Origin of the sequence: Streptomyces sp. NPDC007872 (genome assembly GCF_042868165.1) — a bacterium.
Taxonomy (GTDB): domain Bacteria; phylum Actinomycetota; class Actinomycetes; order Streptomycetales; family Streptomycetaceae; genus Streptomyces.
Genome location: NZ_JBIAEA010000003.1, coordinates 661,650 through 684,514 on the forward strand (window position 1 = coordinate 661,650; position 22,865 = coordinate 684,514).

The 22,865-nt window shown below is 74.9% G+C and carries 23 protein-coding genes and 1 pseudogene; 12 read left to right on the forward strand and 12 right to left on the reverse strand.

Going from position 1 to position 22,865, the window contains the following annotated elements; genetic code table 11:
* Positions 1-7: 7 nt before the first annotated feature.
* From ACFYNX_RS13445 to ACFYNX_RS13455, 3 genes and pseudogenes are all read right to left on the reverse strand, one after another.
* Positions 8-840: pseudogene (locus ACFYNX_RS13445) on the reverse strand (cytochrome c oxidase assembly protein).
* Positions 840-1,400: a DUF2243 domain-containing protein gene (locus ACFYNX_RS13450; RefSeq protein ID WP_365543889.1), complete on the reverse strand. Its 561-nt coding sequence runs from the start codon at positions 1,398-1,400 to the stop codon at positions 840-842. Before ACFYNX_RS13450 ends, ACFYNX_RS13445 begins: the two are co-directional and overlap by 1 nt.
* A gap of 596 nt (positions 1,401-1,996) precedes the next feature.
* Entirely contained in the window at positions 1,997-2,962 is a 966-nt protein-coding gene (locus tag ACFYNX_RS13455) for a pirin family protein (protein ID WP_388661107.1), read from the reverse strand.
* Between the two features lie 170 nt (positions 2,963-3,132).
* Here ACFYNX_RS13455 and ACFYNX_RS13460 point away from each other — a divergent pair, with 170 nt between their 5' ends.
* The 3 genes from ACFYNX_RS13460 to ACFYNX_RS13470 all read left to right on the forward strand — a co-directional run bounded on the left by ACFYNX_RS13460 (position 3,133) and on the right by ACFYNX_RS13470 (position 4,708).
* A complete protein-coding gene (locus tag ACFYNX_RS13460; RefSeq protein ID WP_388661110.1) occupies positions 3,133-3,477 on the forward strand; it encodes a tetratricopeptide repeat protein in 345 nt (114 codons plus the stop codon).
* 52 nt (positions 3,478-3,529) lie between these two features.
* Positions 3,530-3,928: a DUF6153 family protein gene (locus ACFYNX_RS13465; RefSeq protein ID WP_388661112.1), complete on the forward strand. Its 399-nt coding sequence runs from the start codon at positions 3,530-3,532 to the stop codon at positions 3,926-3,928.
* A gap of 117 nt (positions 3,929-4,045) precedes the next feature.
* Complete coding sequence (locus tag ACFYNX_RS13470; protein WP_388661115.1) at positions 4,046-4,708, forward strand: DUF305 domain-containing protein; 663 nt, start codon at positions 4,046-4,048, stop codon at positions 4,706-4,708.
* 95 nt (positions 4,709-4,803) lie between these two features.
* Here the strand turns inward: ACFYNX_RS13470 and ACFYNX_RS13475 are convergent, their stop codons facing one another.
* Together ACFYNX_RS13475 and ACFYNX_RS13480 are read right to left on the reverse strand one after the other, a co-directional pair.
* Positions 4,804-6,495 (reverse strand): amidohydrolase, encoded by a 1,692-nt coding sequence (locus tag ACFYNX_RS13475; RefSeq protein WP_388661118.1) that lies wholly within the window; start codon positions 6,493-6,495, stop codon positions 4,804-4,806.
* 76 nt (positions 6,496-6,571) lie between these two features.
* A complete protein-coding gene (locus ACFYNX_RS13480; protein WP_388661122.1) occupies positions 6,572-7,978 on the reverse strand; it encodes a purine-cytosine permease family protein in 1,407 nt (468 codons plus the stop codon).
* 170 nt (positions 7,979-8,148) lie between these two features.
* Between ACFYNX_RS13480 and ACFYNX_RS13485 the strand changes: the two genes are divergently transcribed.
* A complete protein-coding gene (locus ACFYNX_RS13485; RefSeq protein WP_365543906.1) occupies positions 8,149-8,757 on the forward strand; it encodes a TetR/AcrR family transcriptional regulator in 609 nt (202 codons plus the stop codon).
* A gap of 58 nt (positions 8,758-8,815) precedes the next feature.
* On the opposite strand, the gene ACFYNX_RS13490 is transcribed toward ACFYNX_RS13485, so the two are convergent.
* Positions 8,816-10,255 (reverse strand): dihydrolipoyl dehydrogenase family protein, encoded by a 1,440-nt coding sequence (locus ACFYNX_RS13490; RefSeq protein WP_388661125.1) that lies wholly within the window; start codon positions 10,253-10,255, stop codon positions 8,816-8,818.
* Positions 10,256-10,370: 115 nt separating this feature from the next.
* Here ACFYNX_RS13490 and trxA point away from each other — a divergent pair, with 115 nt between their 5' ends.
* Positions 10,371-10,751 (forward strand): thioredoxin, encoded by a 381-nt coding sequence (gene trxA / locus ACFYNX_RS13495; RefSeq protein WP_365543911.1) that lies wholly within the window; start codon positions 10,371-10,373, stop codon positions 10,749-10,751.
* 68 nt (positions 10,752-10,819) lie between these two features.
* Here trxA and ACFYNX_RS13500 read toward each other — a convergent pair whose 3' ends face one another.
* Both ACFYNX_RS13500 and ACFYNX_RS13505 read right to left on the reverse strand, forming a co-directional pair.
* A complete protein-coding gene (locus ACFYNX_RS13500) occupies positions 10,820-12,007 on the reverse strand; it encodes a thiolase family protein (protein WP_388661128.1) in 1,188 nt (395 codons plus the stop codon).
* A 171-nt stretch (positions 12,008-12,178) separates the two neighbouring features.
* Positions 12,179-12,442, reverse strand: a complete 264-nt coding sequence (locus tag ACFYNX_RS13505; protein ID WP_125667384.1) for a hypothetical protein — start codon at positions 12,440-12,442, stop codon at positions 12,179-12,181.
* Positions 12,443-12,609: 167 nt separating this feature from the next.
* On the opposite strand from ACFYNX_RS13505, the gene ACFYNX_RS13510 reads away from it, so the two are divergent.
* The 3 genes from ACFYNX_RS13510 to ACFYNX_RS13520 all read left to right on the forward strand — a co-directional run bounded on the left by ACFYNX_RS13510 (position 12,610) and on the right by ACFYNX_RS13520 (position 15,072).
* Entirely contained in the window at positions 12,610-13,317 is a 708-nt protein-coding gene (locus tag ACFYNX_RS13510) for an alpha/beta fold hydrolase (RefSeq protein WP_388661132.1), read from the forward strand.
* A gap of 14 nt (positions 13,318-13,331) precedes the next feature.
* Positions 13,332-13,562, forward strand: a complete 231-nt coding sequence (locus ACFYNX_RS13515; protein WP_365543919.1) for a hypothetical protein — start codon at positions 13,332-13,334, stop codon at positions 13,560-13,562.
* 82 nt (positions 13,563-13,644) lie between these two features.
* A complete protein-coding gene (locus ACFYNX_RS13520) occupies positions 13,645-15,072 on the forward strand; it encodes an SPFH domain-containing protein (protein WP_388661136.1) in 1,428 nt (475 codons plus the stop codon).
* A 295-nt stretch (positions 15,073-15,367) separates the two neighbouring features.
* On the opposite strand, the gene ACFYNX_RS13525 is transcribed toward ACFYNX_RS13520, so the two are convergent.
* Both ACFYNX_RS13525 and ACFYNX_RS13530 read right to left on the reverse strand, forming a co-directional pair.
* Entirely contained in the window at positions 15,368-15,535 is a 168-nt protein-coding gene (locus tag ACFYNX_RS13525) for a hypothetical protein (RefSeq protein ID WP_365543924.1), read from the reverse strand.
* Between the two features lie 77 nt (positions 15,536-15,612).
* Positions 15,613-16,443 (reverse strand): TIGR02452 family protein, encoded by an 831-nt coding sequence (locus ACFYNX_RS13530; RefSeq protein ID WP_388661138.1) that lies wholly within the window; start codon positions 16,441-16,443, stop codon positions 15,613-15,615.
* Positions 16,444-16,730: 287 nt separating this feature from the next.
* Here ACFYNX_RS13530 and egtA point away from each other — a divergent pair, with 287 nt between their 5' ends.
* The 4 genes from egtA to egtD are packed head-to-tail and all read left to right on the forward strand — an operon-like array spanning position 16,731 to position 21,080.
* A complete protein-coding gene (egtA, locus tag ACFYNX_RS13535; protein WP_365543930.1) occupies positions 16,731-18,008 on the forward strand; it encodes an ergothioneine biosynthesis glutamate--cysteine ligase EgtA in 1,278 nt (425 codons plus the stop codon).
* The gene (gene egtB, locus ACFYNX_RS13540; protein WP_388661140.1) at positions 18,005-19,366 is read left to right on the forward strand and encodes an ergothioneine biosynthesis protein EgtB; all 1,362 of its coding nucleotides are present in this window, start codon (positions 18,005-18,007) and stop codon (positions 19,364-19,366) included. The genes egtA and egtB overlap by 4 nt, the downstream gene beginning before the upstream one ends.
* Entirely contained in the window at positions 19,366-20,118 is a 753-nt protein-coding gene (egtC, locus tag ACFYNX_RS13545) for an ergothioneine biosynthesis protein EgtC (protein WP_388661142.1), read from the forward strand. Before egtB ends, egtC begins: the two co-directional genes overlap by 1 nt.
* Positions 20,115-21,080: an L-histidine N(alpha)-methyltransferase gene (egtD, locus tag ACFYNX_RS13550; RefSeq protein ID WP_388661144.1), complete on the forward strand. Its 966-nt coding sequence runs from the start codon at positions 20,115-20,117 to the stop codon at positions 21,078-21,080. Before egtC ends, egtD begins: the two co-directional genes overlap by 4 nt.
* Here the strand turns inward: egtD and ACFYNX_RS13555 are convergent.
* Both ACFYNX_RS13555 and ACFYNX_RS13560 read right to left on the reverse strand, forming a co-directional pair.
* Positions 20,975-21,946, reverse strand: coding sequence for a lysophospholipid acyltransferase family protein (locus tag ACFYNX_RS13555; RefSeq protein WP_388661145.1), 972 nt, complete (start codon positions 21,944-21,946; stop codon positions 20,975-20,977). The genes egtD and ACFYNX_RS13555 overlap by 106 nt on opposite strands.
* Complete coding sequence (locus tag ACFYNX_RS13560; RefSeq protein ID WP_365543944.1) at positions 21,943-22,743, reverse strand: GNAT family N-acyltransferase; 801 nt, start codon at positions 22,741-22,743, stop codon at positions 21,943-21,945. The genes ACFYNX_RS13555 and ACFYNX_RS13560 overlap by 4 nt, the downstream gene beginning before the upstream one ends.
* Positions 22,744-22,865: the final 122 nt, after the last annotated feature.

Genomic DNA, 22,865 nt, shown 5'->3' on the forward strand with positions numbered 1-22,865 from the left:
CGGAGGGTCAGGCGGTCAGCGATGTCCCCCGGGGCGCGGCCGACGCCCGGCCCGACGCGCGCCGGGGCGCCGGACGCCAGGTGGCGACCAGCGCGGCGGCCAGCAGCAGTTCGGCGATGTCACCGCCGTAGTACATGATCTCCGCGCCGCCCCGCACCTGGCTGATCGGCGCGTGGACATCGATCCAGAATCCGCCGTACATCATCTGGGCGATCACCGCGTGCGCGGCGATCGCGACACCGAGGTAGACCAGCCGTGCGCGCACACCGGGCCGGGCGGGGGCCGGGTCGGGGCCGGCGATGGCGTGGGCGAACAGGCACCCGGACAGCAGGAAGTGCGCGTGCAGCAGCCGGTGCGCCGCCGGATCTCCCGTGGTCGTGTGGTAGAGGGGAGTGAAGTAGAGGACGGCGAGGCTGCCCGTCGACAGCGCCAGCGCGACCGCCGGGTGGGCGAGCAGGCGGGCGGGCTGTGGAGCAGGGAGGTCATCTGCCGCCCCCGGGCTACGGGCAGGGTGCGCAGCAGGAGCGTGACCGGGGCGGCCAGGACCAGCGCGAGCGGCGCGTACATGCCGATCAGCATGTGCTGGACCATGTGCCCGCGGAAGTCCTCGTGAGCGAAGGACGCAACGGGAGGCAGCAACGCCACACCCAGCAGGAAGACCCCGCCCAGGAAGCACCCGGTCCGCCACCGGCTCCAGCCCAGGACCGGATGACGACGGTGAGCCCGGCGAACCAGCAGCAGATAGGCACCGGCGGCAGCCGGCAGGACGAGCGCGGGCAGCAGCCACTCCAGGAGGCTGCTGCCCGCGTCGTGCCCGTACTCGTGCACGTGGTGGCCCATCAGGCCCGCCCGCCTTCACGCACGGCGGGGGCGTGGGGGTCGAGGGGCCGGCCGCCGCGCTGCAGCAGGTAGCCGCCGGCGACGAGCAGGGCGCCCAGGACGAGGAAGCCGATGTCCCACCAGACCTGGCCGTCCCCGGCGTAGACGTGGTGGATGCCGAGGACATGGTGGTCCAGGACGCCCTCGACGAGGTTGAACAGCCCCCAGCCGACCAGCATCCACCCCCACAGCACCCGGGAGGTCCACACCCGCAGTCGGTGGTGAGTGACCCGCGCGTACAGGACGGCCAGGCCGAGGAGGACCGCCAGCCAGCACACGGTGTGAAAGACGCCGTCCCAGAGGGTGTTCATTTCCAGGCCTGAGACGGTGTGGGGGTTGTAGTACTTCACCCCGATGTGGTCTTCGTTGGTGCTGGAGAGCATGTGGTGCCACTGCAGGAGCTGGTGGAGCAGGATGCCGTCGACGAAGCCGCCCATCCCCACTCCGAGCACGATGCCCGGCAGCCGGATGCTCGCCGGGTGCACGACACCGACCCGCGCCTCGTCCGCCGTGGTGGCCATCGCTCGTCTCCGCTCCTGGTCGTGGAACTCTGCCGCGGGTGCCTCGACCACAGGTTCCCCTCCGCGCCGCGCTCATGCGCGTGCATGCCTCCGGTCGGCCCAATCCCACGCCTGCGGCTCCGGCATCACGCCGGCTCCTCGGCGTCCGGGACACGCGGGGGGCAGAAGGCGAGGTCTCCGGCGTCCGTGACCGGCACCGAGGTGACCTGCGCCGGCGATCGCTGGTTGATCGCCGCTGAAGGACGGTCCACGTCCATGTGCGCCACCGCAGGTCGATCAGACGGGTCGGACCGCTTCCCAGAGGCCGGCATCCGGAATGCGGGCGGCCTCGGCGATGTTCCCCGGCATCAGGTGCCGGTAAGCCGACCGCGCCCGGCCGCTCGTCGGTCCCTGCGGCCAGGAAGACCCACGGCCCACGCGACCTGCGCGACCACCCGACCGCCGCCGGCGGTCGGTCACGAACACGGTCACCGTCGACCCGCTGCCCTCCGCCCGCGAGCGCGCCCTCCTCTTCGGCGCCGACCACGCGCTCGACCCCATGGCCGGAGATCTCGCCGAGGCGGTGCACGGGCCGACCCGACCATGGGTTTCCCGGGTCAGCGCACTCGTCCACGCGGCTTCAGCGGGACGGTGGGCAGTGCCGGGGCTGCGAGACGGGCGCCGTCGTAGCCGTGCACCTCGCCGAACCGCGAGCCCTGCTCCCAGTCGTTTCGCGCCTGTGCGACCTCCTCACCGGAGCGGCCGACGAAGTTCCACCACATGACGATCTCCTCGGCGAAGGGCTCGCCGCCGAGGAGCATCAGGCCCGCGTCCGAGAGGGCATGGAGGGGGAGTTCGGTGCGGCCGCAGCCGAGGTAGAGCATCGAACCGGGCAGGACGGGCACGCCGTCGACGCGGGCCTCGCCGGACATGGCGAGGACGGCGTACTCGAAGTCGGGTTCCAGCGGGAGGTTCGCCTCGGTACCGGCCGTGAGGGCGAGGTCGGCGCCGACGATCGGGGTGTACGCGGTGCCCGGCGAGGCGGCCCCGTCGAGGGAGCCCAGGATCACCGTGGCCGTGAGGCCGGGGGCGGTGGCGCGGGGCAGGTCGGCGTGGTGCTCGAAGCGGGGCTCCACGTGCCGGTGGGCGTCGGGGAGGGCGACCCACAACTGGGCGCCGTGCAGGAGGCGGGCGTGCGGCCGGGGGCTCTCCTCGGAGTGGGAGATCGCCCGGCCGGAGGTCATCAGGCCCAGCTCGCGCGGGCGGATGGTCTGAAGGCTGCCGGTGGAGTCGCGGTGCAGCACCTCGCCCTCGTGGAGCCAACTGACGGTCTGGAGCCCCATGTGGGGGTGGGGCGGGACCTGCATGCCGGGCTCGTCGGCGATGTCGTCGGGGCCGTAGTGGTCGACGAAGACCCAGGCGCCGACCATCCGGCGGCCCAGGTTCGGGAGCAGCCGGCGGACCCCGGTCGATTCGCCGAGCCGGACGTGGCGGGGGCTGAGGAGTTCCCGTACCGGCTCGGCGACGACGAAGCCGCGTCCGCCGCAGACGGTCGGCGTGGCCTGGCGTTCGAGATTGCTCATGGCGCCCAACCTATGCGCGTCCGGGGGCCGCGGGGCGTGACGCTCCGGCGGGGGCGCGAGAAGCCGGGGAGGCACCGGGAAGGCGTAGTGGAATGTTCAACCATTTCGGGTTGTTGATCCGGTCGACCGTCCTCACCGGGCGGACCCGGAGCTCCGGAAAGGAAGAGCGAGTGAGCGAGACGTACTACGAGTTCGGCACGGCCGGGGAGCGCTGGGACCGGGCGCGGCTGTTCTTCGACGCGAAGGAGTACGGGACCGCCGTCCGCATCCTGCGCGGCCTCGTCGCCGAGCACCCGGAGCAGACGGCCCAGCGGCTCCTCCTCGCGCGGGCGTACTACCACTCCGCCCAGCTCTCCCGGGCCGAGACCGAGCTGCGCGCGATCCTGGAGCGCGACCCGGTCGAGCACTACGCCCGGCTGATGCTCGGCCGCGCGCTGGAGCGGCAGGGGCGCCCGGAGGAGGCCGCGCCGCACCTGCGGATGGCCGCCGCGATGACGGGCGACACCGCGTCCTGACGCGTTCTTGATACCCCCGCACGGTATATTCGGCGGCCGGGAGGTCCTGACCGTGCGGACACATCGGGCGGAACGCCGTCGACGAGCGGGAGGTGCCGCGGCGCACCTCCTGCTCGTCGTCGTGCTCGCGCTCGGCGTGTTCCTGATGCACACCGTGGGCCACCCCGAGGGCTCCGGCGGCGGCGCGCACGCGGCCGCCGCCACCGCCTCCCCCGCGCACGGCGGCGGGAGTTCCGACGCCGGTCACCATCCCGGCCCGGCGACGGACATGAGCACCCTGTGCGTGGCCGTCCTCGGCGTCTGGCTGCTGGCGCGGCTCGTCCTGGCCGCGCTGGGACGCGGCCCCGAGCGGCTCGTCCCCTTCCTGGCACGCCTCGCGCACGCGCGGGCGCCGCACGCCCCGCCCCGCCGTCCTCCCGACCTCACCCGGCTGTCCGTCCTGCGGACATAGGCCGGCCGTCCTCCCTCACGGGTGCTCCATGCCGCCCGTGAGCCCCTTCGGCCTGCCCTTTTCCGCCCGTACGGGACCGCACGAGCCCGTACGAACAGCACACGAGGTACCACTTCCATGCACATGCGTGTCCTCACCCACCGCGCCACCCGGACGGCCGCCCTCGTCGGCGCCGTCGCCGCCACCGGGCTCCTGCTCACCGCCTGCGGCGCGGACGGCACCGCCCCGCCGGCGTCCTCCTCCCCGTCCGCCACCGCCGCCGCGCCCGGGTCCGCCGCCTCGCAGGCGCCCGCTCCGGGGCCCTTCAACGACGCGGACGTCCTGTTCGCGCAGAGGATGATCCCCCACCACGAGCAGGCCCTGGAGATGGCGGAGCTCGCCGACGGGCGGGCCGAGAACGCCGGCGTCAAGAAGCTGGCCGCCGCGATCGAGCGCGCCCAGGATCCGGAGATCCGGACGATGCGGGCCTGGCTCGCCGGCTGGGGCCGACCCGGGCCCGCCGGCCACGGAAGCGGTCACGGGGGCGGTGACGCCTCCGGTCACGGCATGGCCGGGATGATGTCCGAGCAGGACATGAAGGACCTGGCCGGGGCCAAGGGCGAGGAGTTCGACCGCGCCTTCGCCGAGCTGATGATCGCCCACCACGAAGGCGCGGTCGCCATGGCGGAGGACGAGCGGCGGAACGGCGTCAACCCCACGGCGAGGAAGCTCGCCGACGACGTCGTACGGACCCAGTCCGCCGAGGTCGCCGAGCTGCGGAGGATCCTCGGCCGGCTCTGACCCCGGCCTTCCGCCGCCCCCGGACCGGTCCCGCCGGTCCGGGGGCGGTCCGCACCGGGGTACCGGGGCTGCGGGCCGCCCGCCCGGCGCCCCGGTCACTCCCCCGCGCGGCGCTCCACGACCACCTCGCCGCCGACCACGACCGTCTCCGCGACGGTGCCCGGGATGTCCTCGGGGGCGATGCGGAGGATGTCGCGGGAGAGGACGACGAAGTCGGCCAGCTTGCCCACGGTCAGGGAACCGCGCTCGTGCTCCAGGAAGTTGGCGTACGCCGAGCCCATCGTGTAGCCCTCGACGGCGGTGGCGACGTCGATCGTCTCGCCGGCCGTCCAGGCCTCGCCGCCGCCGGGCGGGCGGCGGGTGACGGCGGCGTGGATGCCGACCATGGGGTCCATCTCGGCGACGTTCCAGTCGCTGGAGAGGGCGAGGACCGCGCCGGCCTCGTGCAGGCTGCGCAGCGGCCAGGCCTTGTGCCAGCGGTCGGGGCCGACGTTCTCGGCCCAGTCCTGGCCGGGGCCCGCGATGTCGGGGGCGGCGTGCCGGGGCTGCATGCAGGCGACGACGCCGAGCGCGGCGAAGCGCGGGGTGTCGTCGGGGTCGAGGCACTCGACGTGGACGACCTGGTGGCGCGCGTCGCGCGGTCCGTTGACGGCGCGGGCTCGTTCGACGGCGTCGAGGACCGTGCGGATGCCCCGGTCGCCGGTGGCGTGCACGAAGCACTGGAAGCCGCGCGCGTCGAGGCGGGTGAGCAGCTCGGCGAACTCCTCCGGCGGGTAGAAGGTGTCGCCGCGGTGGTGGGAGCAGCCCGCGTACGGCTCCAGGAGGGCGGCGGTGCGGGGCTCGACGACGTCGTCGATGTACAGCTTGAGCGGGCCGACCCGCAGCCGGTCGTCGTCGTGCTCGTCGGCCGCCGCCGCGAAGGCGTCGAGGTCCGCCTCGGTGGTGCCGCGCGGGTGGAAGAGGGCGGCGACGATCCGGGAGCGCAGCCGGCCCTCGTCGCGGGCGCGCTCGAAGAGGGCGAGGTCGTCGAGGGAGTTCTGCGGTTCGACGACGGTGGTGATGCCGAAGCCGATGGCGTCGTCGAGGCTCTTGGCGAGCCGTCCGTACTGGCGGTCGGGCGAGGCCCAGGGGAGGCCGAGGTCGCGCAGGGCGCGGTGGCCGGCGCGGGAGAGGCCCTTGATCGCGAAGTCCTTGACGAAACCGGTGGGTTCGCCGGTCGCCGGGTCGGTGACGGCCCGCCCGAAGGGCAGGTCGGTGTGGTCGCGGTCGACGCCGAGCCGCTTGAGCGCGGCGGTGTTCAGCCAGGCGGTGTGGACGTCGTAGCTGAGGACGAGGGCGGGGGTGTCGCCGGTGGCCGGGTCGAGGTCGGCGGCGGTGGGCATGCGTCCGCCGGGCACGGCCGAGTAGTCGAAGGCCTCGGCCTCGATCCACTCGGCGTCCGGGTGGGCCGCGTGCCAGGTGCGGATCCGCTCGTGGATCGCGTCGAGGGTGCGGGCGCCGGCGAGTTGGACGCAGGCGTCGTCGGAGCCGAGGCGGACGTGGTTGTGGGCGTCGACGAAGCCGGGCAGGACGAGCCGTCCGCCGGCGTCGAGGACCCGGGTGCCGGGGCCGGTCCAGGCGGCGGCCCCGTCGTCGGAGCCGATCCAGACGATGCGCCCGGCGCGGACGGCGAGGGCCCGGGCCTCGGGGAGGTCGGGGTCGACGGTGTGGATCCGGGCGCCGGTGAGGACGAGGTCGGCGGGGGCGGTCGCCTGCGCGGGGGCGGACGCGGGGGCGGTGCTGTTCATGCGGGGTGGCTCCATGACGTGCGGGAGGGGTGGGGTGCGGTTCTCAGGGGGTTCGCGGAGAGGACTTCGGGGGTGCTCAGGGGCGGTGCGGGGCGACGCGCCCCCGGGTGAGGAGCACGTACACCAGGGCGGAGACGGCCGCGCCGAGCAGGGTGAGGTCCGCGCCGCCGAGCGGGGCGACGAGGGGTCCCGTCCACAGCTCGGAGTCGCAGGTGAGCGCGGAGAAGACGAGGCCGGCGAGGAGGGCGGCGAGACCGGCCGGGTGCCAGCCGGAGCGGTACCAGTAGGGGCCGCCGGCGTCCGCGTGCAGCCCGGCGGAGTCGTAGGTGCAGCGGCGCAGCACCATGTCGGCGAGGAAGACCCCGCCCCAGGGGGCGAAGACGATGATCAGGAGGGAGAGGAAGGAGAGGAGCGAGGTGGTGAAGTCGGTGAGGAAGAGGGCGCCGAGGGATCCCGCGGCGGTGACGGCGGCGCTGATGACGATGGCGCGGGCCCGGCTCCAGGGGATGCCGAGGACCTGGAGGTTCAGGCTCGACGAGTAGAGCGTGATGATCGAGTTGGTGACGGAGCCGCCGAGGACCAGGGCGAGGAAGAGCGGCCGGAACCAGCCGGGGAGCAGGCTCTCGGCGCCCGCGACGGCGTCGGTCATGTCGGCCTGGGTCGCGGCGGCGACTCCGGCGATCCCCAGGGCGACGGAGGAGAGGAAGCCGCCGAGGGCGGCACTGCGGGTGACGGCCTTGAGGGAGGTCGTGCGGGGCAGGTAGCGGGTGTAGTCGGCGGGCATCGGGAGGTACGAGAAGGGGCCCGCGAGCATGACGACGAAGGCGAGGCTCCAGCCCGCGGCGCCGGGCGCGGCGGCGGGGGCGGAGGTGTCGGCGCCGGGCAGGACGAGGACCACCAGGACGGCGAAGCCGACGGCGAGGACGTACGCCATCCAGCGTTCGGCGAACTGGACGGTGGCGTGACCCCAGAGGGCGACGGCGAAGGTCAGCGCGAGGGTGACGGCGAGGGCCGCGGCGCGGGAGGCGTGCCCGCCGCTCCAGCCGAGGTCGGCGAGGAAGGCTTCGAGGGCGAGGGTGCCCACCACCGTGTTCACGACGGTGTAGCCGATGCTGACGATCCAGTTGAGGAGGCCGGCGGGCCAGTTGCCGCGGCGGCCGAAGGCGGCGCGGGAGATGACGAGCGTGGCGGTGCCGGTGCGCACGCCGCCGAGGCCGGCCGCGCCGATGGCGAGGAAGGAGAGGCCGCCGAGCACGACGACGGCGGTGGCCTGCCAGAAGGAGAGCCCGAAGGCGACGGCGAGGGCGCCGTTGATGACGTAGGTGAAGGTCAGGTTCGAGCCGAACCAGAGCCAGAAGACGTCCTTGGCGCTGCCGTGCCGTTCGGCGTCGGGTATGGGGTCGATCCCGTGTTCCTCGACCTGGAACACCTCGTCGCGGCCCGTGGTCCCCGTGGCCACGGTCGCCGTCTCGTGTCCGAGCACACCGCACTCCTGTCTTGAATGCCGTTCTAAGTTTTAGAACGGCATTCAAGATGTGCGAAAGGTTCCGGCCACGTCAAGACCCCGACCGATTCCCGTTAGGGTCGGTTCCGTACACGACGGGCACGGCAAGACGGCCGAACGGCAAGACGGCGGGACGGGGACAGGCGGCGGTGGCAGGCACGGCACGACGGCGGGACGGGCACGTCACCCAGGAGCGGATGCTGGAGGAGGCCATGGCGGCGATCGCCGAGGACGGCCTCGCCTCCCTCACGATGTCGGCGCTCGCGGAGCGGCTCGGCACGAGCGGCGGCCACATCCTGTACTACTTCGGCAGCAAGGACCTGCTGCTGCTCGCCGCCCTGCGGTGGAGCGAGGCGGCGCTCGCCGAGGAGCGCCGCGCGCTGCTCGGGCGGCGGGTCGCGGCCGAGCGCAAGCTGGACCTCTTCCTGCGGCTCTACCTGCCGCGCGGGCCCCGCGACCCGCGCTGGACGCTGTGGATCGAGCTCTGGGCCCGCGCGGCCGGGAACGACGCGCTGCGCGAGGCGCAGGTCGAGCTGGACCGGGGCTGGCAGGAGGACCTGGAGGCCCTGCTCGCGGCGGGCGTGGCGCGGGGGCGCTTCGCCCCGCTGGACACCGCCGCCCGCGCCTCCGAACTCCTCGCCCTGCTCGACGGGTTGAGCACCCGGGTGGTCCTGGGCCAGGAGGCGGCGGGCGCCCTGGAGGTGGCCCGCTCGGCGGCGCTCGCCCTGGTCCCCCGGCAGGCTCCCGGCGAGCGGTGACGGGGCCGGCGGCGGGGCCGGTGACGGGTCTCCGGCCCCGGTGGCCCCGGACGGGCCCTCAGCCCCGGTAGGCCTCCAGGAGGCGCAGCCACGCCTCGCTCAGGGTCGGGTACGAGGGGACGGCGTGCCACAGGCGGGCGATCGGGACCTCGCCGACGACCGCGACCGTCGCCGAGTGGAGGAGCTCGCCGATCCCCGGGCCGACGAAGGAGGCGCCGACGACGACCTCCCGCTCCAGGTCCACGACCATCCGCGCGTGGCCGCGGTAGCCCGGCGCGTAGAGGCCGGCCCCGGCGACCTGGCGCAGGTCGAGGTCGACGGCCCGGACCCGCAGCCCGGCCCGCTCGGCCTCCGCGAGCGACAGGCCGACGGCGGCCGCCTCGGGGTCGGTGAAGACCACCTGCGGCACGGCGGCGTGGTCGGCCGTGGCCGCGTGCGCGCCCCAGTCCCCGGCGTCCGGGAGCGTCTCGCCCTCGGCGCGGGCGGCGATGGCCGCGCCCGCGATCCGGGCCTGGTACTTGCCCTGGTGGGTCAGGAGCGCGCGGTGGTTGACGTCCCCGACGGCGTAGAGCCAGTCGGTGCCGGTGACCCGGAGGCTGTCGTCGACCTCCAGCCAGGAGCCGGGCTCCAGGCCGACCGTCTCCAGGCCGACGTCCTCGGTGCGCGGGGCCCGGCCGGTCGCGAAGAGCACCTCGTCGCCCTCGACGTGGTCGCCGCCCTCCAGGACCACGGTGACCGGGCCGGTGCCCCCGTCCCGCACCACCGCGGTGACCGTCGCGTCGCGGATGTCCGCGCCGCGTTCCCGGAGGGCCTCGGCCACGTGCTCGCCGACGAAGGGCTCCATGCGGGGCAGCAGGCCCCCGCCCCGTACGAGCATCGTGACCTTCGAGCCGAGGGCCTGCCAGGCGGTGGCCATCTCCGCGCCCACCACTCCCCCGCCCACCACGACGAGCCGCTCGGGCACGTGCTGGGCGGAGGTCGCCTCGCGGCTGGTCCAGGGCCGTGCGCCGGGCAGACCGGGCAGCTCGGGCAGGACGGCGCGGCTGCCGGTGCAGATCGCGACCGCGTGCCGGGCGGCGAGCAGGTGGCGCCCGCCCTCGGGGCTCACGACCTCGACCCGGCGCGGTCCGGCGAGGCGGCCGTGGCCGCGCAGGACCCGGACGCCGATGGAGTCGAGCCAGTCGAGCTGGCCGTCGTCCTTCCAGTCGCCGACGACCTCGTTCCGGTGGGCGAGGACCGCCGCCGCGTCCAGGGGGCCGCCGGCCGCCTCGCGCAGCCCGGGGAGCGCACGGGCGTCGGAGCGGGCGATCCCGGGGCGGAGCAGCGCCTTGCTGGGCATGCAGGCCCAGTACGAGCACTCGCCGCCGATCAGTTCGCTCTCGACGATCGCGGCGGTCAGGCCGGCCGCCCGCACCCGGTCGGCGACGTTCTCGCCGACCGGTCCCGCACCCAGTACCACCACGTCGTAGACCTGCTCGTCTTCCACCACATGTGTCATGATCCCAGTCTGCGGGCAGGGGCCTGGAATAGTGCGGCTCGATACGCCGTTGTGCCCGGCGAGTCCCCCGGGGACCGTGAGGACACCACCAGGAGACCCCCGAAAGGCAGGAAGCATGAGCACCGTAGAGCTCACCAAGGACAACTTCGACGAGATCGTGAGCGACAACGAGTTCGTTCTGATCGATTTCTGGGCTTCGTGGTGCGGTCCCTGCCGTCAGTTCGGCCCGGTCTTCGAGGCGGCGTCCGAGCGCCACCAGGACCTCGTCTTCGCCAAGGTGGACACCGAGGCGCAGCAGGAGCTGGCGGCGGCGTTCGAGATCCAGTCGATCCCGACCCTGATGATCGTGCGCGACAAGGTGGCCGTGTTCGCGCAGCCGGGCGCGCTGCCGGAGGTCGCCCTGGAGGACCTCATCGGCCAGGCGCGGAAGCTGGACATGGACGAGGTCCGCAAGTCCGTCGCGGACGCGCAGGCGCAGGGGAACGCGCAGCAGTAGGGGCCGCAGGGACGCGAGAGGGGTACGGGAGGTCCTCCCGTACCCCTCTCCGGCGTGTCCGCGCGGGCTCAGCGCTCCAGGACCAGGGCGAGGCCCTGGCCGACGCCGATGCAGAGCGCGGCGAGGCCCGTGCCCGAGCCGGCCGCCGCGAGCTGGTGCGCCACGGCCCCGGCCAGGCGGGCGCCGGAGGCGCCGAGGGGGTGGCCGATCGCGACGGCCCCGCCGCGCGGGTTGACGATCTCCGGGTCGAGTTCCGGCCATTCGGCGAGGCAGCCGAGCGCCTGCGCCGCGAAGGCCTCGTTGAGCTCGAAGGTCCGCAGGTCGGCGAAGGAGCGCCCCGCCTTGTCCAGGGCCCGGCGGACCGCCCCGACCGGGCCGAGGCCGAAGAGCTGCGGCTCGATGCCGGTGACGGCGGAGGCGCGGATGCGGGCGAGCGGCTCGCGGCCGGTCTCGCGCAGTCCCTCCTCGTCGACGAGGAGCAGGGCGGCCGCGCCGTCGTTGAGCGGGGAGGAGTTGCCCGCCGTGACGGTGCCGCCCTCGGCGCGGAAGGAGGGCCTGAGCCGGGCGAGGGCCTCCGTGGAGGTGTTGTCCCGGATCGACTCGTCGCGGGTCAGGTCCGCGTCCGGGTACGGCACGACCTCGTCGTCGTAGAGGCCCTTGGCCCAGGCCTCGGCGGCCTTGCGGTGGCTGGCGAGGGCGAAGGCGTCCTGCCGCTCGCGGGTGATGCCGTGCTTGTCGGCGATCAGCTCGGCGCCCTCGCCGAGGGAGGCCGTCCACTCGGCGGGCATCCGGGGGTTCGTCATGCGCCAGCCGAGCGTCGTGGAGTGGAGCTGCTGGTGGCCGGCGGGGAAGGCCCGCTCGGGCTTCTGGAGGACCCAGGGCGCGCGGGACATCGACTCGACGCCGCCGGCGATCGCCACGGAGGCGTCCCCGAGGGCGACGGCGCGGGCCGCCTGGATCACGGCCTCCAGGCCGGAGCCGCAGAGGCGGTTGACGGTGACGCCGGGGACGGTGACGGGCAGCCCGGCGAGCAGGACGGCCATGCGCGCCACGTCGCGGTTGTCCTCGCCCGCGCCGTTGGCGTCGCCGAAGTAGACGTCGTCGACGCGGGCCGGGTCGAGCGCGGGCGAGCGGTCGACGAGCGCCCGCACGACATGGGCCGCGAGGTCGTCGGGGCGCACGGAGGAGAGGGCTCCCCCGAACTTCCCGATCGGGGTGCGGACGGCGTCGACGATGTAGACGTCGCGGATGCTCATCGGTTCTCTCCCACGTGACCTTCGGAACGACTCTGTTCGTCTGTTCGCCCGGTGGGACGGTTCTCGTCCCACCGGGCGCGCAGAGTCTCTGCCCGCGGGACCGCCCTGTCAACGGGCCGTTCCGGGACGTACGGGGGCGGTCCGGGGCACTTCGGGGGGAGGGAGACGGGTTCAGGGAGCGGGGCGGACCAGGGGCGTGAGGGCGTAGTCGAGTTCCCGGCCGTCGACGAGGAGCGCCTCGACCGTGCCCGTCTCGGGGTCGATGTCGGCCCTGAGGCCGTGCCCCTCGTAGATCGGGTAGCCGGACGCGCCCTGGTGTCCGGTGGCCTCCACGACGGCCGTGCGGACGGCGCTGTCCGCGACGGAGGCGCCGTGGCGGTCCTGGACGTGCTCGGGCACCAGCAGGATCTCGAATCGCTTCGGAACTGTGTTCATGCACCGACGCTAAGCGTTCGGCCGGGCTCGCGCCGGGCGACCCGCGAGGACGGCGGTTCCGCTGCGGGGCCGGTGCCGCCGCTCCTCCGCGTGGTCGTACTGTGTGGTCGGTACCGGGCGCGCCGGCGGGGCCCGCCGGGCGCGAGGAGAGACGGAGGGGCGACGCCGTGCGTCTGCACACCACCACGTGGGGGTCCGGGGACCGGACGGCCCTGCTCGTCCACGGCATCATGGCCGACCACCGCACCTGGCGCCGGGTCGGGCCCGCGCTCGCGGAGCGCGGTTACCGGGTGGTCGCGGTGGACCTGCGGGGGCACGGGGCGAGCGGGCGGGGCGCGGGCCCGGAGGAGTACCGGCCGGAGGACTACGCCGACGACCTCGTGGAGACCGTGCCGGACGGCGTCGACCTGGCCGTCGGCCACTCGCTCGGGGCGCTCGTGCTCGCCCGGGCGGTGGAGCGGCTCGGTCCGGCCCGCGCGGTGTACTGCGACCCGGCCTGGCACCTGAGGCCGGGCCCCACCGGCTTCCGCCCCGAACTCTTCGTGCGGGGCAAGGGGTTGACCCGGGAGATGATCCGGGGGCTCAACCCCGCCTGGGCGGAGGAGGACGTCGACGACGAGAGGGCGGCGGTACGGGTGTGGGACGAGCGGACGGCGTACGGCCTGACGCCGTTCGTGGGCGCCGACCTGTGGCCGGCCCGGCCCGTCGTCCCCTCGCTCGTGGCCCTCGCCGACCCGAGCCTGCTCGTCCCGCCCGGGAGCGCCCGGATGCTGGCGGAGCGCGGCTTCGAGGTCCGTACGGTGGCGAAGACCGGGCACACCGTCCACCGGGACGACTTCGACGGGTTCATGACCGCCCTGGACGGCTGGATCTGACGTACCGTTCAGTCATGGACGACGCGTCGACGGAGGCCTCGATGGTGGGACTGCTCGGCCGGGTGACCGGCACCGTCGGGCCCGGCCTCGTCGGCGAGGTGATCGTCCGGATCCGGGGCGGCGCCGAGCACTTCCTCGCCCATCCGGCCGTGCCGAAGGAGCGGATCGAGATCGGAACGGTCGTGACCGTCATGGAACATCTCCCTCCGCGTACCGTCTACGTCACAGCCGTGTACGACGGTTGACCGGGGCGTTGAGCCGCGCCCGTCGCGGGCGCACACTCCCCTCACCGGGTCCGCTCGGCCCCGGTGAAGGGGGACCTTGTCCATGGGCATCGGAATCATCGCGGCCGTCGCCGTCGGCGCCGTCGCCGTTCTGATCGCTGTCTTCAAGATGATGTGGCGCGTCGCCGAACCCAACGAGGCGCTGATCATCTCCGGTTCCAACCACAAGAACGAGGGCCTCGGCGAGGGCATGGGGTTCCGCATCGTCACCGGGCGCGGCACGCTCGTGCTGCCCGGGGTGCAGGCGGTGCGCAAGCTCTCGCTCGACCTCAACGAGACGCAACTGTCCGTCGAGTGCGTCACCCACCAGGGCATTCCGCTCAAGGTGCGCGGGGTGGTGATCTTCAAGGTCGGCGACGACTTCGTGTCGATCGCCAACGCCGCCCGCCGCTTCCTCGACCAGCAGAAGCTGATGAGCGAGCGGGTGCACATCGTCTTCGCCGGTCATCTCCGCGCCATCGTCGGCGGGTTGACCGTGGAGGACATGATCCGTGACCGGGAGAAGCTGACCGGGCAGGCGCGGTCGGCCTGTGGCACGGAGATGGAGAAGCTCGGGCTGATCGTCGACTCGCTCCAGATCCACGAGATCGAGGACCCGACCGGGTACATCAAGAACCTGGCCGCGCCGCACGCCGCCGCCGTCCAGCGGGACGCGCGGATCGCGCAGGCGGAGGCGAACCGGCGGGCGACCGAGGCGGAGCAGCAGGCCGCGGCGCGCATGTCGGAGGCGACCCGGGACAGCGAGATCCTCCAGGCGGGCTACCAGGCCGAGCGGGACCAGGCCTCGGCCCGGGCCCGGCAGGCCGGTCCGCTGGCCGAGGCGGCCTCGCGCCAGGAGGTCGTCGTGCAGGAGACGCGCGTCGCCGAGCTGGAGGGCCACCGCAAGGAGCAGCAGCTCCAGGCGGAGGTGCGCAAGCCGGCCGACGCGACGGCGTACGAGACCCGGACGCTGGCGGAGGCCGAGCGCGACGCCCGGATCTCGGCCGCCGAGGCCGAGGCGAAGGAGACCGAGCTGGCGAGCGCGGCCAAGGCCGCGGCGACCCGGCTCACGGGCGAGGCGGAGGCGGCGGCCCAGCACGCGAAGGGGCTCGCGGTCGCCGAGGCCACGCGCGCGAAGGGTCTGGCGGAGGCGGAGGCGATCAAGGCGCGGGCGGCGGCGCTCGCGGAGAACCAGGAGGCCGTGGTCGCCCAGCAGTTGGCCGAGAAGTGGCCGGAGATCGTCTCCGCGGGCGCGTCCGCCTTCGGGAACGTGGACCAGATGGTGCTCCTGAACGGCGCCGACGGCATGGCGGACGTGTTCGCCAAGGCCCTGACCATGGGCGGCACCGGCCTCGGCCTGGCCCGGCAACTGCTGGCCACGATGAGCCCGGCGGCGCGGGAGGAGCTGGGCGGGGCGGTGCCGCCGGCGCCCCGGACGGCGGAGACGGTACGGGAGCGGGTGGAGGTCACGGTCCGCGACGGGGAGGAGTAGGACGCGGGTGCGGTCCGGGCCCGCGTCTCCATGGGCGGGACGGGCCCGGCACTCCGGTGCGGGGCCGGCTCCGTGCCGGGGCCAGCTCCGTGCCGGGCCCGGAACTCCAGGTGCGGGGCCGGCTCCGTGCCGGTCGGGTACGCGCCGGACCGGAGATCCCGGGCGTACGGATCGGGCCCGGCGCCCTGGTGGCGTCGGGCCCTTCGGTCCCGTCGCGGCCGGGACGTCGGCCGTGGTCTTCGGCCGTGGCCGGGACCGGTCCGGTCGTGGCCGGACCGCCACGGCCGGACTCGTGTCAGTTGTGGCCGAACCTGCGTTCCTTGCGGTGGCCGTGCTCCACCGCCGAGATCGGCGTCTCCCTCGCGGTGATCCGGGAGGCCTTCTCCTTCGCGGCCGCGTCGGTGCGGTGTTCGTGGCCGCCGGTGCGGGCCCCCTTGTTCACACGGGTCTGTTTCTTGCCCACGATCGTGCCTCCCGTGACGGGTTTCGGACATCGGTCCGCATCCCTTCAGCGTGGCACGCGGGCACCGGGCCCGCACATCAGGCCGCAGGGCCGAGGACCCGGCCGAAGGCGGCGAGCGTCGGCGTGCCGGAGGCGCGGTCCAGGACCGCGAAGACGACCTCCTCGAAGTGGCCGGCGAACCGGCCGTCGCCGGTCAGCAGCGCCTTGAACGCGCCGGCGACCTGCTCCGGGTCGTTCCGGAAGACCCCGCAGCCCCAGGCGCCGAGGACGAGCCGCCGGTATCCGGCCGCGGCGGCCGTCTCCAGGACCCGTTCGGCGCGGGAGGCGAGGGCCGCGGGCAGCAGCCCGGCGCGTTCGGGGGCGGCGCGGCGGACGGCGCCCGCGTTGGGGGCGGGCGAGGTGAGGAAGCCGACGGTGAAGGGCTCGGCGAGCAGGTCGCCCCGGTCGTCGCGGAAGACCGGCACCCGGGGCGAGTGGACGACCCGGTCGGAGTAGAGGAGGTCCCGGTCGGCGCGGTGGTGGTCGTAGTACTCGGGGACGCGCAGCAGGGTGGCGTACAGGGCGGAGGACCGGCAGAGCGCCTCCTCCTGGGCCTGGGCGCCGTTGAGGTAGCCGCCGCCGGGGTTGCGGGCGGAGGCGAAGTTCAGGACGGCCACCGGGCGGGCGGGGTCGGCCGAGGTCATCCGGCGGGCGGCGGCCAGGCTGCTCTCGCCGGTGACCTCCAGGACGGGCGTGCGGTCGGTGTCGGGGGTGACGGCGACGGGGCCGGGGCCGTGGAGCCGGGTTCCGGCCAGGGCGGCGGCCAGGTCGTCGGCGACGGAGACGGTCCGGCCGTCCCGGGTGCGGTAGTGGCCCGCGGCGACGATCTCCTCGGTCCGCCGCGCGATCTCGCGCAGTCGTGTGCTCATGGGCGTCAGAATGATCGTTTCCTCCCTTTCGGGGCAACGGATTTTCGCCGGTCCGTGACCAGGGTGAATGTTTCCGTGACGACGGGGAAATCCGGACGGACGGAGGCACGGGGAGCGCGTACGGCCCGTCCGGGGCGCTCTTGCACGCCGCCCGGTGGTGGCTTTAGGTGGAACCAGTGATGCTCCGGGGGCGCCGTCCCCGGAGCCTGTTTCCGGCGCGTCCGGGACCGCGCCCACGGGACGGACCGTCCCGGGACCGGTCCCCCGGAGGACCAGGAGGTGCACGGATGTCGCCGAGCGGCATACCGCGTGGCGGCCCCCCTCTCACCGAGGCGGAGGCGGAGGAACTGCTGCGATGTATCTGCTTCAAGACCGGCCCGCCCCGCACCGTGGGGGTGGAGCTGGAATGGCTGGTCCACGAGCTGCGCGACCCCCGGCTGCCCGTGCGGCCGCAGCGGCTCGCGGCGGCCCTCGACACCGTACGGGCCCTGCCCCTGGTGTCGGTCCTGACGTTCGAACCCGGCGGTCAGCTCGAGCTCAGCTCGCGACCCGCCGGATCCCTCATGGAGTGCCTGGACTCGCTCGCCGCCGACCTGCGGGCGGTGCGGGGCGCGCTCGGGCCGCTCGGCCTCGCGCTCAGCGGTTACGGGGTGGACCCCTGGCAGGCGGCGCGCGACCGGGTGCTCCACGAGCCGCGGTACGACGCGATGGAGGCCGCGCTCGACCGGACGGGACCGGCCGGGCGGGCGATGATGTGCGAGTCGGCGTCGGTGCAGATCTGCCTCGACGCCGGGGTCGACGGGCCGGGTCCGCTGAACTACCGGCGGCGGTGGCGGCTCGCCCACCTCCTGGGCGCGGTGCTCGTGGCCGCCTTCGCGAACTCCCCGGTGCACGGCGGGCGCCGCACCGGCTGGCGTTCGACCCGGCAGGCCCTGTGGACGGATCTCGACCCCCTGCGGACGCTCGCGCCGCGGAGGGCGCCCGCGCCCGCGCCGGACGGCGACCCGCGGATCGAGTGGGCGGCGCACGTCCTGGACACCCCGGTGCTGTGCGTGCGGACCGACGAGGGGCCGTGGGCGGTGCCGGAGGGACTGACCTTCCGGGAGTGGCTGCGCACGGGGCGGCCCCGTCCGGCCGACGTCGACGACCTGCGCTACCACATGACGACCCTCTTCCCGCCGGTGCGGCCGCGCGGCCACCTGGAGCTGCGGATGGTCGACGCGCAGCCGGGACGGGACGGCTGGATGGTGCCGGCGGCCGTGACGACGGCGGTGTTCGACGACCCGGAGGCGGCGGAGACCGTGTACCGGGCGGTGAAGCCGCTCGCGGAACGGGCCGGCGACGATCCCCCGCCGCGCAATCCGCTGTGGGTGGCGGCGGCCCGTGACGGTCTGGCCGATCCCGATCTGCACGCCGCCGCGCGGACGGTGTTCTCCGCCGCCCTGGAGGCGCTGCCCCGGATCGGGGCGAGCGAGGAGGTGCGGCGGGCGGTCGCCGCCTTCCGGGAGCGGTACGTAGTCCCCGGGAGCTCCCCGGCCGACACCCCCGAGGCGGTGACGTCATGACCGGAGACACGACCGGAACGGCCGGGGACACGACCGGAGCGGCCGGGGCGGAGGCCGGTGCCGAGGCGCTGCGCGAGCGGGCCCTGGACGCGCTCGTCGCGGCGCGGGACCGCACCCTGCGCCTCACCTCCTGCGTGGAGGACGACGACCTCACCGCCCAGCACTCCCCCCTGATGTCGCCGCTCGTCTGGGACCTGGCGCACATCGGCAACCAGGAGGAGCAGTGGCTGTGGCGGGACGCCGCGGGGCGCGACGCGCTGCGGCCCGAGATCGACTCCCTCTACGACGCCTTCGAGCACCCGCGCGCCGAGCGTCCGTCGCTGCCGCTGCTCTCGCCGGTCGAGGCGCGCGCCTACGCGGCGGACGTACGGCTCCGGGTCCTCGACGTGCTGGAGCGGGCGCCCCTGGAGGGGCGGCCGCTGCTGGACGCGGGCTTCGTCTTCGGCATGGTCGCCCAGCACGAACAGCAGCACGACGAGACGATGCTGATCACCCACCAGTTGCGGAAGGGCCCGCCCGTCCTGACCGCTCCCCCGCCGCCGGTCCACCGCTCCGGCCTGCTGCCGCCCGAGGTCCTGGTCCCCGGCGGCCCGTTCACCATGGGGACCTCGGACGAACCGTGGGCCCTCGACAACGAGCGCCCGGCGCACCGGCGGGACGTGCCCGCCTTCCACATCGACACCGTGCCGGTCACCAACGGCGCCTACCAGGCCTTCCTCGCGGACGGCGGTTACACGGACCGGCGCTGGTGGCACCCCGAGGGGTGGGCGCAGATCCGGGAGCACGGCATCGGGGCACCGCTGTTCTGGCGCCGGGACGGCGGGCAGTGGCTGCGCCGCCGGTTCGGGGCGACCGAGCCCGTACCGGAGGAGGAGCCGGTCCTGCACGTGAGCTGGTACGAGGCGGACGCCTACGCGCGCTGGGCGGGGCGCCGGCTCCCGACGGAGGCCGAGTGGGAGAAGGCGGCCCGGTTCGACCCGGCCACCGGCCGCTCCCGCCGCTACCCGTGGGGCGACGCGGACCCGGGCCCCGAGCACGCGAACCTGGGGCAGCGGCACCTGGGCCCGGCGGCGGCCGGGAGCTACCCGGAGGGCGCCTCGCCGCTGGGCGTGCGGCAGTTGATCGGGGACGTGTGGGAGTGGACGGCGAGCGACTTCCTGCCGTACCCGGGCTTCACGGCCTTCCCGTACAAGGAGTACTCGGAGGTGTTCTTCGGGTCCGGGCACAAGGTGCTGCGGGGCGGTTCGTTCGCGGTGGACCCGGTCGCCTGCCGGGGCACCTTCCGCAACTGGGACCTGCCGGTGCGGCGCCAGATCTTCTCCGGCTTCCGCACCGCCCGCTCCGCGGAGCTCGACTGATGTGCCGCCACCTCGCCTACGTGGGCGGGCCGGTGGCGCTCGGCGAGCTGGTCGTGCAGCCGGAGCACGGACTGCTGCGCCAGTCCTGGGAACCCCGTACGCAGGCCAGCGGGGTGGTGAACGCCGACGGGTTCGGGGTGGGCTGGTACGCCGAGGGGGACCCGGTGCCCGCGCGCTACCGGCGCGCCGGGCCGATCTGGGGCGACCTCCCCTTCGCGGACCTCGCCCGGGTGGTGCGCTCCGGGGCGCTGCTCGCGGCGGTCCGGAGCGCCACGCTGCCCGGGGCCGACGGGGAGGCCGCAGCGGCGCCGTTCGCCTCCGGGCCCTGGCTGTTCAGCCACAACGGCGCGGTCACGGGCTGGCCCGACACCCTGTCCCCGCTCGCCGCGACGCTGTCCGCCGGGGAGCTGCTGCGCCTGGAGGCCCGGACCGACTCGGCCCTGGTGTGGGCGCTCGTCCTGCACCGGCTGCGGGCCGGGGACGCGCCGGGCGACGCGCTCGCCGCCACCGTGCGGGAGGTCGCGCAGGCGGCCCCCGGCTCCCGGCTGAACCTGCTGCTCACCGACGGCGACCGGATCGCCGCGACCGCCTGGGGGGACAGCCTCTGGTACCTGACGGGCCCCGGCCGGACGGTCGTGGCCTCCGAACCGTACGACGCCGATCCCCGCTGGCGGGAGGTGCCCGAGCGCACGCTCGTGACCGCCGACCGCGCCGACGTCGCCCTCACCCCGCTCAAGGAGCCGCCCGCGTGAGCCCGTACCAACTGACCCGCACCCTCGCCCCGGACGCCGCCGGCGCCGATCTGCGCGCCGACGTCGTCCACGGTCTGACCCGCTCCCCCAAGGAGCTGCCGCCCAAGTGGTTCTACGACGCCCGGGGCAGCGAGCTGTTCGAGGAGATCACCCGGCTGCCCGAGTACTACCCGACGCGGGCGGAGCGGGAGATCCTGGCCGCGCGGGCGCCGGAGATCGCCGCGGAGACGGGGGCGAGGACCCTGGTGGAGCTGGGCTCCGGGTCCTCCGAGAAGACCCGGTTCCTGATCGACGCGCTGCTGCCGGGTCTGGACGCCTACGTGCCCGTGGACGTGAGCGAGTCGGCGCTGACCGGGGCGGCGGAGTCGCTGCTCGCGGAGCGGCCGGAGCTGCGGGTGCACGCCCTGGTCGCGGACTTCACCCGGGGCCTCGCGCTGCCCGGCACTCCGGGGCCGCGTCTGGTGGCCTTCCTCGGCGGCACCATCGGCAACCTGCTGCCCGGCGAACGGCGCATCTTCCTGCGCTCGGTCCGCTCGATGCTCGCGCCGGGCGACTTCCTGCTGCTCGGCACGGACCTGGTGAAGGACGAGGCGACGCTGGTGGCCGCCTACGACGACGCGGCCGGGGTGACCGGGGAGTTCAACAAGAACGTGCTGGCCGTGATCGACCGCGAGCTGGGCGCGGACGCCGATCCGGAGGACTTCGAGCACGTGGCGGTCTGGGACGCCGAACGGGAGTGGATCGAGATGCGGCTGCGCGCCCGCCGCGCGCTCACCGTGAAGATCCCGGAGCTGGACCTCGTGGTGCCGTTCGCGGCGGGCGAGGAGCTGCGCACGGAGGTGTCGGCGAAGTTCCGTCAGGAGGGCGTGCGGGAGGAGCTGGCGGCGGCGGGCCTCGGCCTGGCCCGCTGGTGGACGGACAGCGGGGACAGGTTCGCGCTGTCGCTGGCGACGGCGCGCTGAGGGACGGTCCGCGGAAAGGCCGTCCGGCGGGCCACGGCCCGCTGGGCGGCGGCCGCCAGGGCGCGCCGGTCCGGGTGGCGGCCGCTCGGCAGGGGGTCGGCGAGGCGGACCTCCGCGGTGAGGCGCCGGGTGGTGACGACCCGCCACAGGGAGGCGCCGAGCGGGTCGTCCCCGACGTACGCGGCGGCGTCGGCGGGCCGGTAGTCGATCCGTACGGGCTGCACGGCGCAGTCGGCGTCCAGGGCGGCCTGGAAGGCGGCGGGCCGGAACCTTCCCCGTTCCCGGCCGCACCAGGTGGAGCCCTCGGGGAAGACGGCCACCCGGCCGCCGCCCGCGAGGACGCCGGCCATCGCGCGCACGGTGCCGGGCAGGGCCCTGATCCGGTCCCGGTCGATGAAGAGGGTGCCGCCGAGCGCGGCGAGGACGCCGAGGACCGGCCAGTGGCGGACCTCTGCCTTGGCGACCATGCGGGCGGGCAGCACGGCCGCGAGGAGGGGGACGTCCAGCCAGGAGACGTGGTTGGCGACGACGAGGAGCGGGCCGGTGGCGACGGGGCTCCCGCCGTACCGGACGCGGACGCCGAAGGCGCGGACCACCGTCCGCGTCCAGAGGCGGACGAGGGCGAGCCGGACGGCGGGCGGGAGGAGCGCGGCGGCCGGGGCGAGCAGGAGGCCGAGGAGGACGGCGCCGGTGCCGGCGGTCAGCCGGGCCACGGCTCGCGGGAGGCCGGCGTCGGGGCGGAGGCCCGGGGCACGGCCGGGGCCGGGGCCCGGACCGGAGCCGGGGTCGTCCGGGTGGGCGGTGCAGCGGTCCGGGGTGCAGGGCGCCGTGGGGAGCCACGGCGGGAGGGCCGTGGTCCCGTTCACCGCGCCGGGACGAGCGACAGGAAGTGGTTGAGGTAGCGCGGGTTGGTGCGGCGCAGCGAGAGCAGGACGTAGAGGTCGGCGGTGCCGAAGTCGGGGTCGTGCGCGGGGGCGCCGCAGACCCAGGCGCCGAGCCGGAGGTAGCCGCGCAGCAGCGGGGGCAGTTCGGTGCGGCCCTCGGGGCGGGCGACGCCCTCGGCGTTCCACAGGCGGTGCGGGGTGACCCAGTGCTCCTCCGGGGCGAGGTGCTTGGCCCGGACGGTGTCCCAGGTGGCGGCGGCGAGGGCGCCGCCGTCGGCGAGCGGGACCGAGCAGCACCCGGCGAGCCAGTTGTGGCCGGTCTCGGCCATGTAGCGGGCGAGGCCGGCCCAGACGAGGGCGATGACGGCGCCGTTGCGGTGGGCGGGGTGGACGCAGGAGCGGCCGACCTCCACCAGGTCGTGCCGGACGGGGGCGAGCCGGGTGAGGTCGAACTCGCCCTCGGAGTAGAGGCGTCCGGCGACGGCGGCCCGCTCGGGCGGCAGGAGCCGGTAGGTGCCGACGACCTCGCCGGTGGTCTCCTCCCGTACGAGGAGGTGGTCGCAGTACGCGTCGAAGGCATCGCTGTCGAGGCCGGGCTCGGGCCCGTCGAGCCGGGCCCCCAGCTCGCCGGCGAAGACCTGGTGGCGCAGTCGCTGGGCGGCGCGCACGTCCTCCTGGTGGCGGGCGAGGCCGACGACGTACCGGGGCGTGGGCTGCTCGTCCCGGGTCCGGGCCCGGGGCTGTGCGGGGACGGCGAGCGTGTGCGTCGGTGCGGACATGGCGGGCTCCTCCGGCGGACGGAAGGGAAGGGGCGGGGCCGGGACCGCTCGCGCGGTGGCCCGGCTCCTTACTTCTTCCGTGACCGGCTGGATTCGACGTGACCGTCCGGGGGCTCGCGGGT

Coding starts and splice junctions, on each gene's coding strand:
- ACFYNX_RS13450 (WP_365543889.1), bottom strand. CDS start 1,400: ATGGCCACCACGGCGGACGAGGCGCGGGTCGGTGTCGTGCACCCGGCG.
- ACFYNX_RS13455 (WP_388661107.1), bottom strand. CDS start 2,962: ATGAGCAATCTCGAACGCCAGGCCACGCCGACCGTCTGCGGCGGACGC.
- ACFYNX_RS13470 (WP_388661115.1), top strand. CDS start 4,046: ATGCACATGCGTGTCCTCACCCACCGCGCCACCCGGACGGCCGCCCTC.
- ACFYNX_RS13475 (WP_388661118.1), bottom strand. CDS start 6,495: ATGAACAGCACCGCCCCCGCGTCCGCCCCCGCGCAGGCGACCGCCCCC.
- ACFYNX_RS13490 (WP_388661125.1), bottom strand. CDS start 10,255: ATGACACATGTGGTGGAAGACGAGCAGGTCTACGACGTGGTGGTACTG.
- trxA (WP_365543911.1), top strand. CDS start 10,371: ATGAGCACCGTAGAGCTCACCAAGGACAACTTCGACGAGATCGTGAGC.
- ACFYNX_RS13500 (WP_388661128.1), bottom strand. CDS start 12,007: ATGAGCATCCGCGACGTCTACATCGTCGACGCCGTCCGCACCCCGATC.
- ACFYNX_RS13505 (WP_125667384.1), bottom strand. CDS start 12,442: ATGAACACAGTTCCGAAGCGATTCGAGATCCTGCTGGTGCCCGAGCAC.
- ACFYNX_RS13515 (WP_365543919.1), top strand. CDS start 13,332: ATGGACGACGCGTCGACGGAGGCCTCGATGGTGGGACTGCTCGGCCGG.
- ACFYNX_RS13520 (WP_388661136.1), top strand. CDS start 13,645: ATGGGCATCGGAATCATCGCGGCCGTCGCCGTCGGCGCCGTCGCCGTT.
- ACFYNX_RS13530 (WP_388661138.1), bottom strand. CDS start 16,443: ATGAGCACACGACTGCGCGAGATCGCGCGGCGGACCGAGGAGATCGTC.
- egtA (WP_365543930.1), top strand. CDS start 16,731: ATGTCGCCGAGCGGCATACCGCGTGGCGGCCCCCCTCTCACCGAGGCG.
- egtB (WP_388661140.1), top strand. CDS start 18,005: ATGACCGGAGACACGACCGGAACGGCCGGGGACACGACCGGAGCGGCC.
- egtC (WP_388661142.1), top strand. CDS start 19,366: ATGTGCCGCCACCTCGCCTACGTGGGCGGGCCGGTGGCGCTCGGCGAG.
- ACFYNX_RS13560 (WP_365543944.1), bottom strand. CDS start 22,743: ATGTCCGCACCGACGCACACGCTCGCCGTCCCCGCACAGCCCCGGGCC.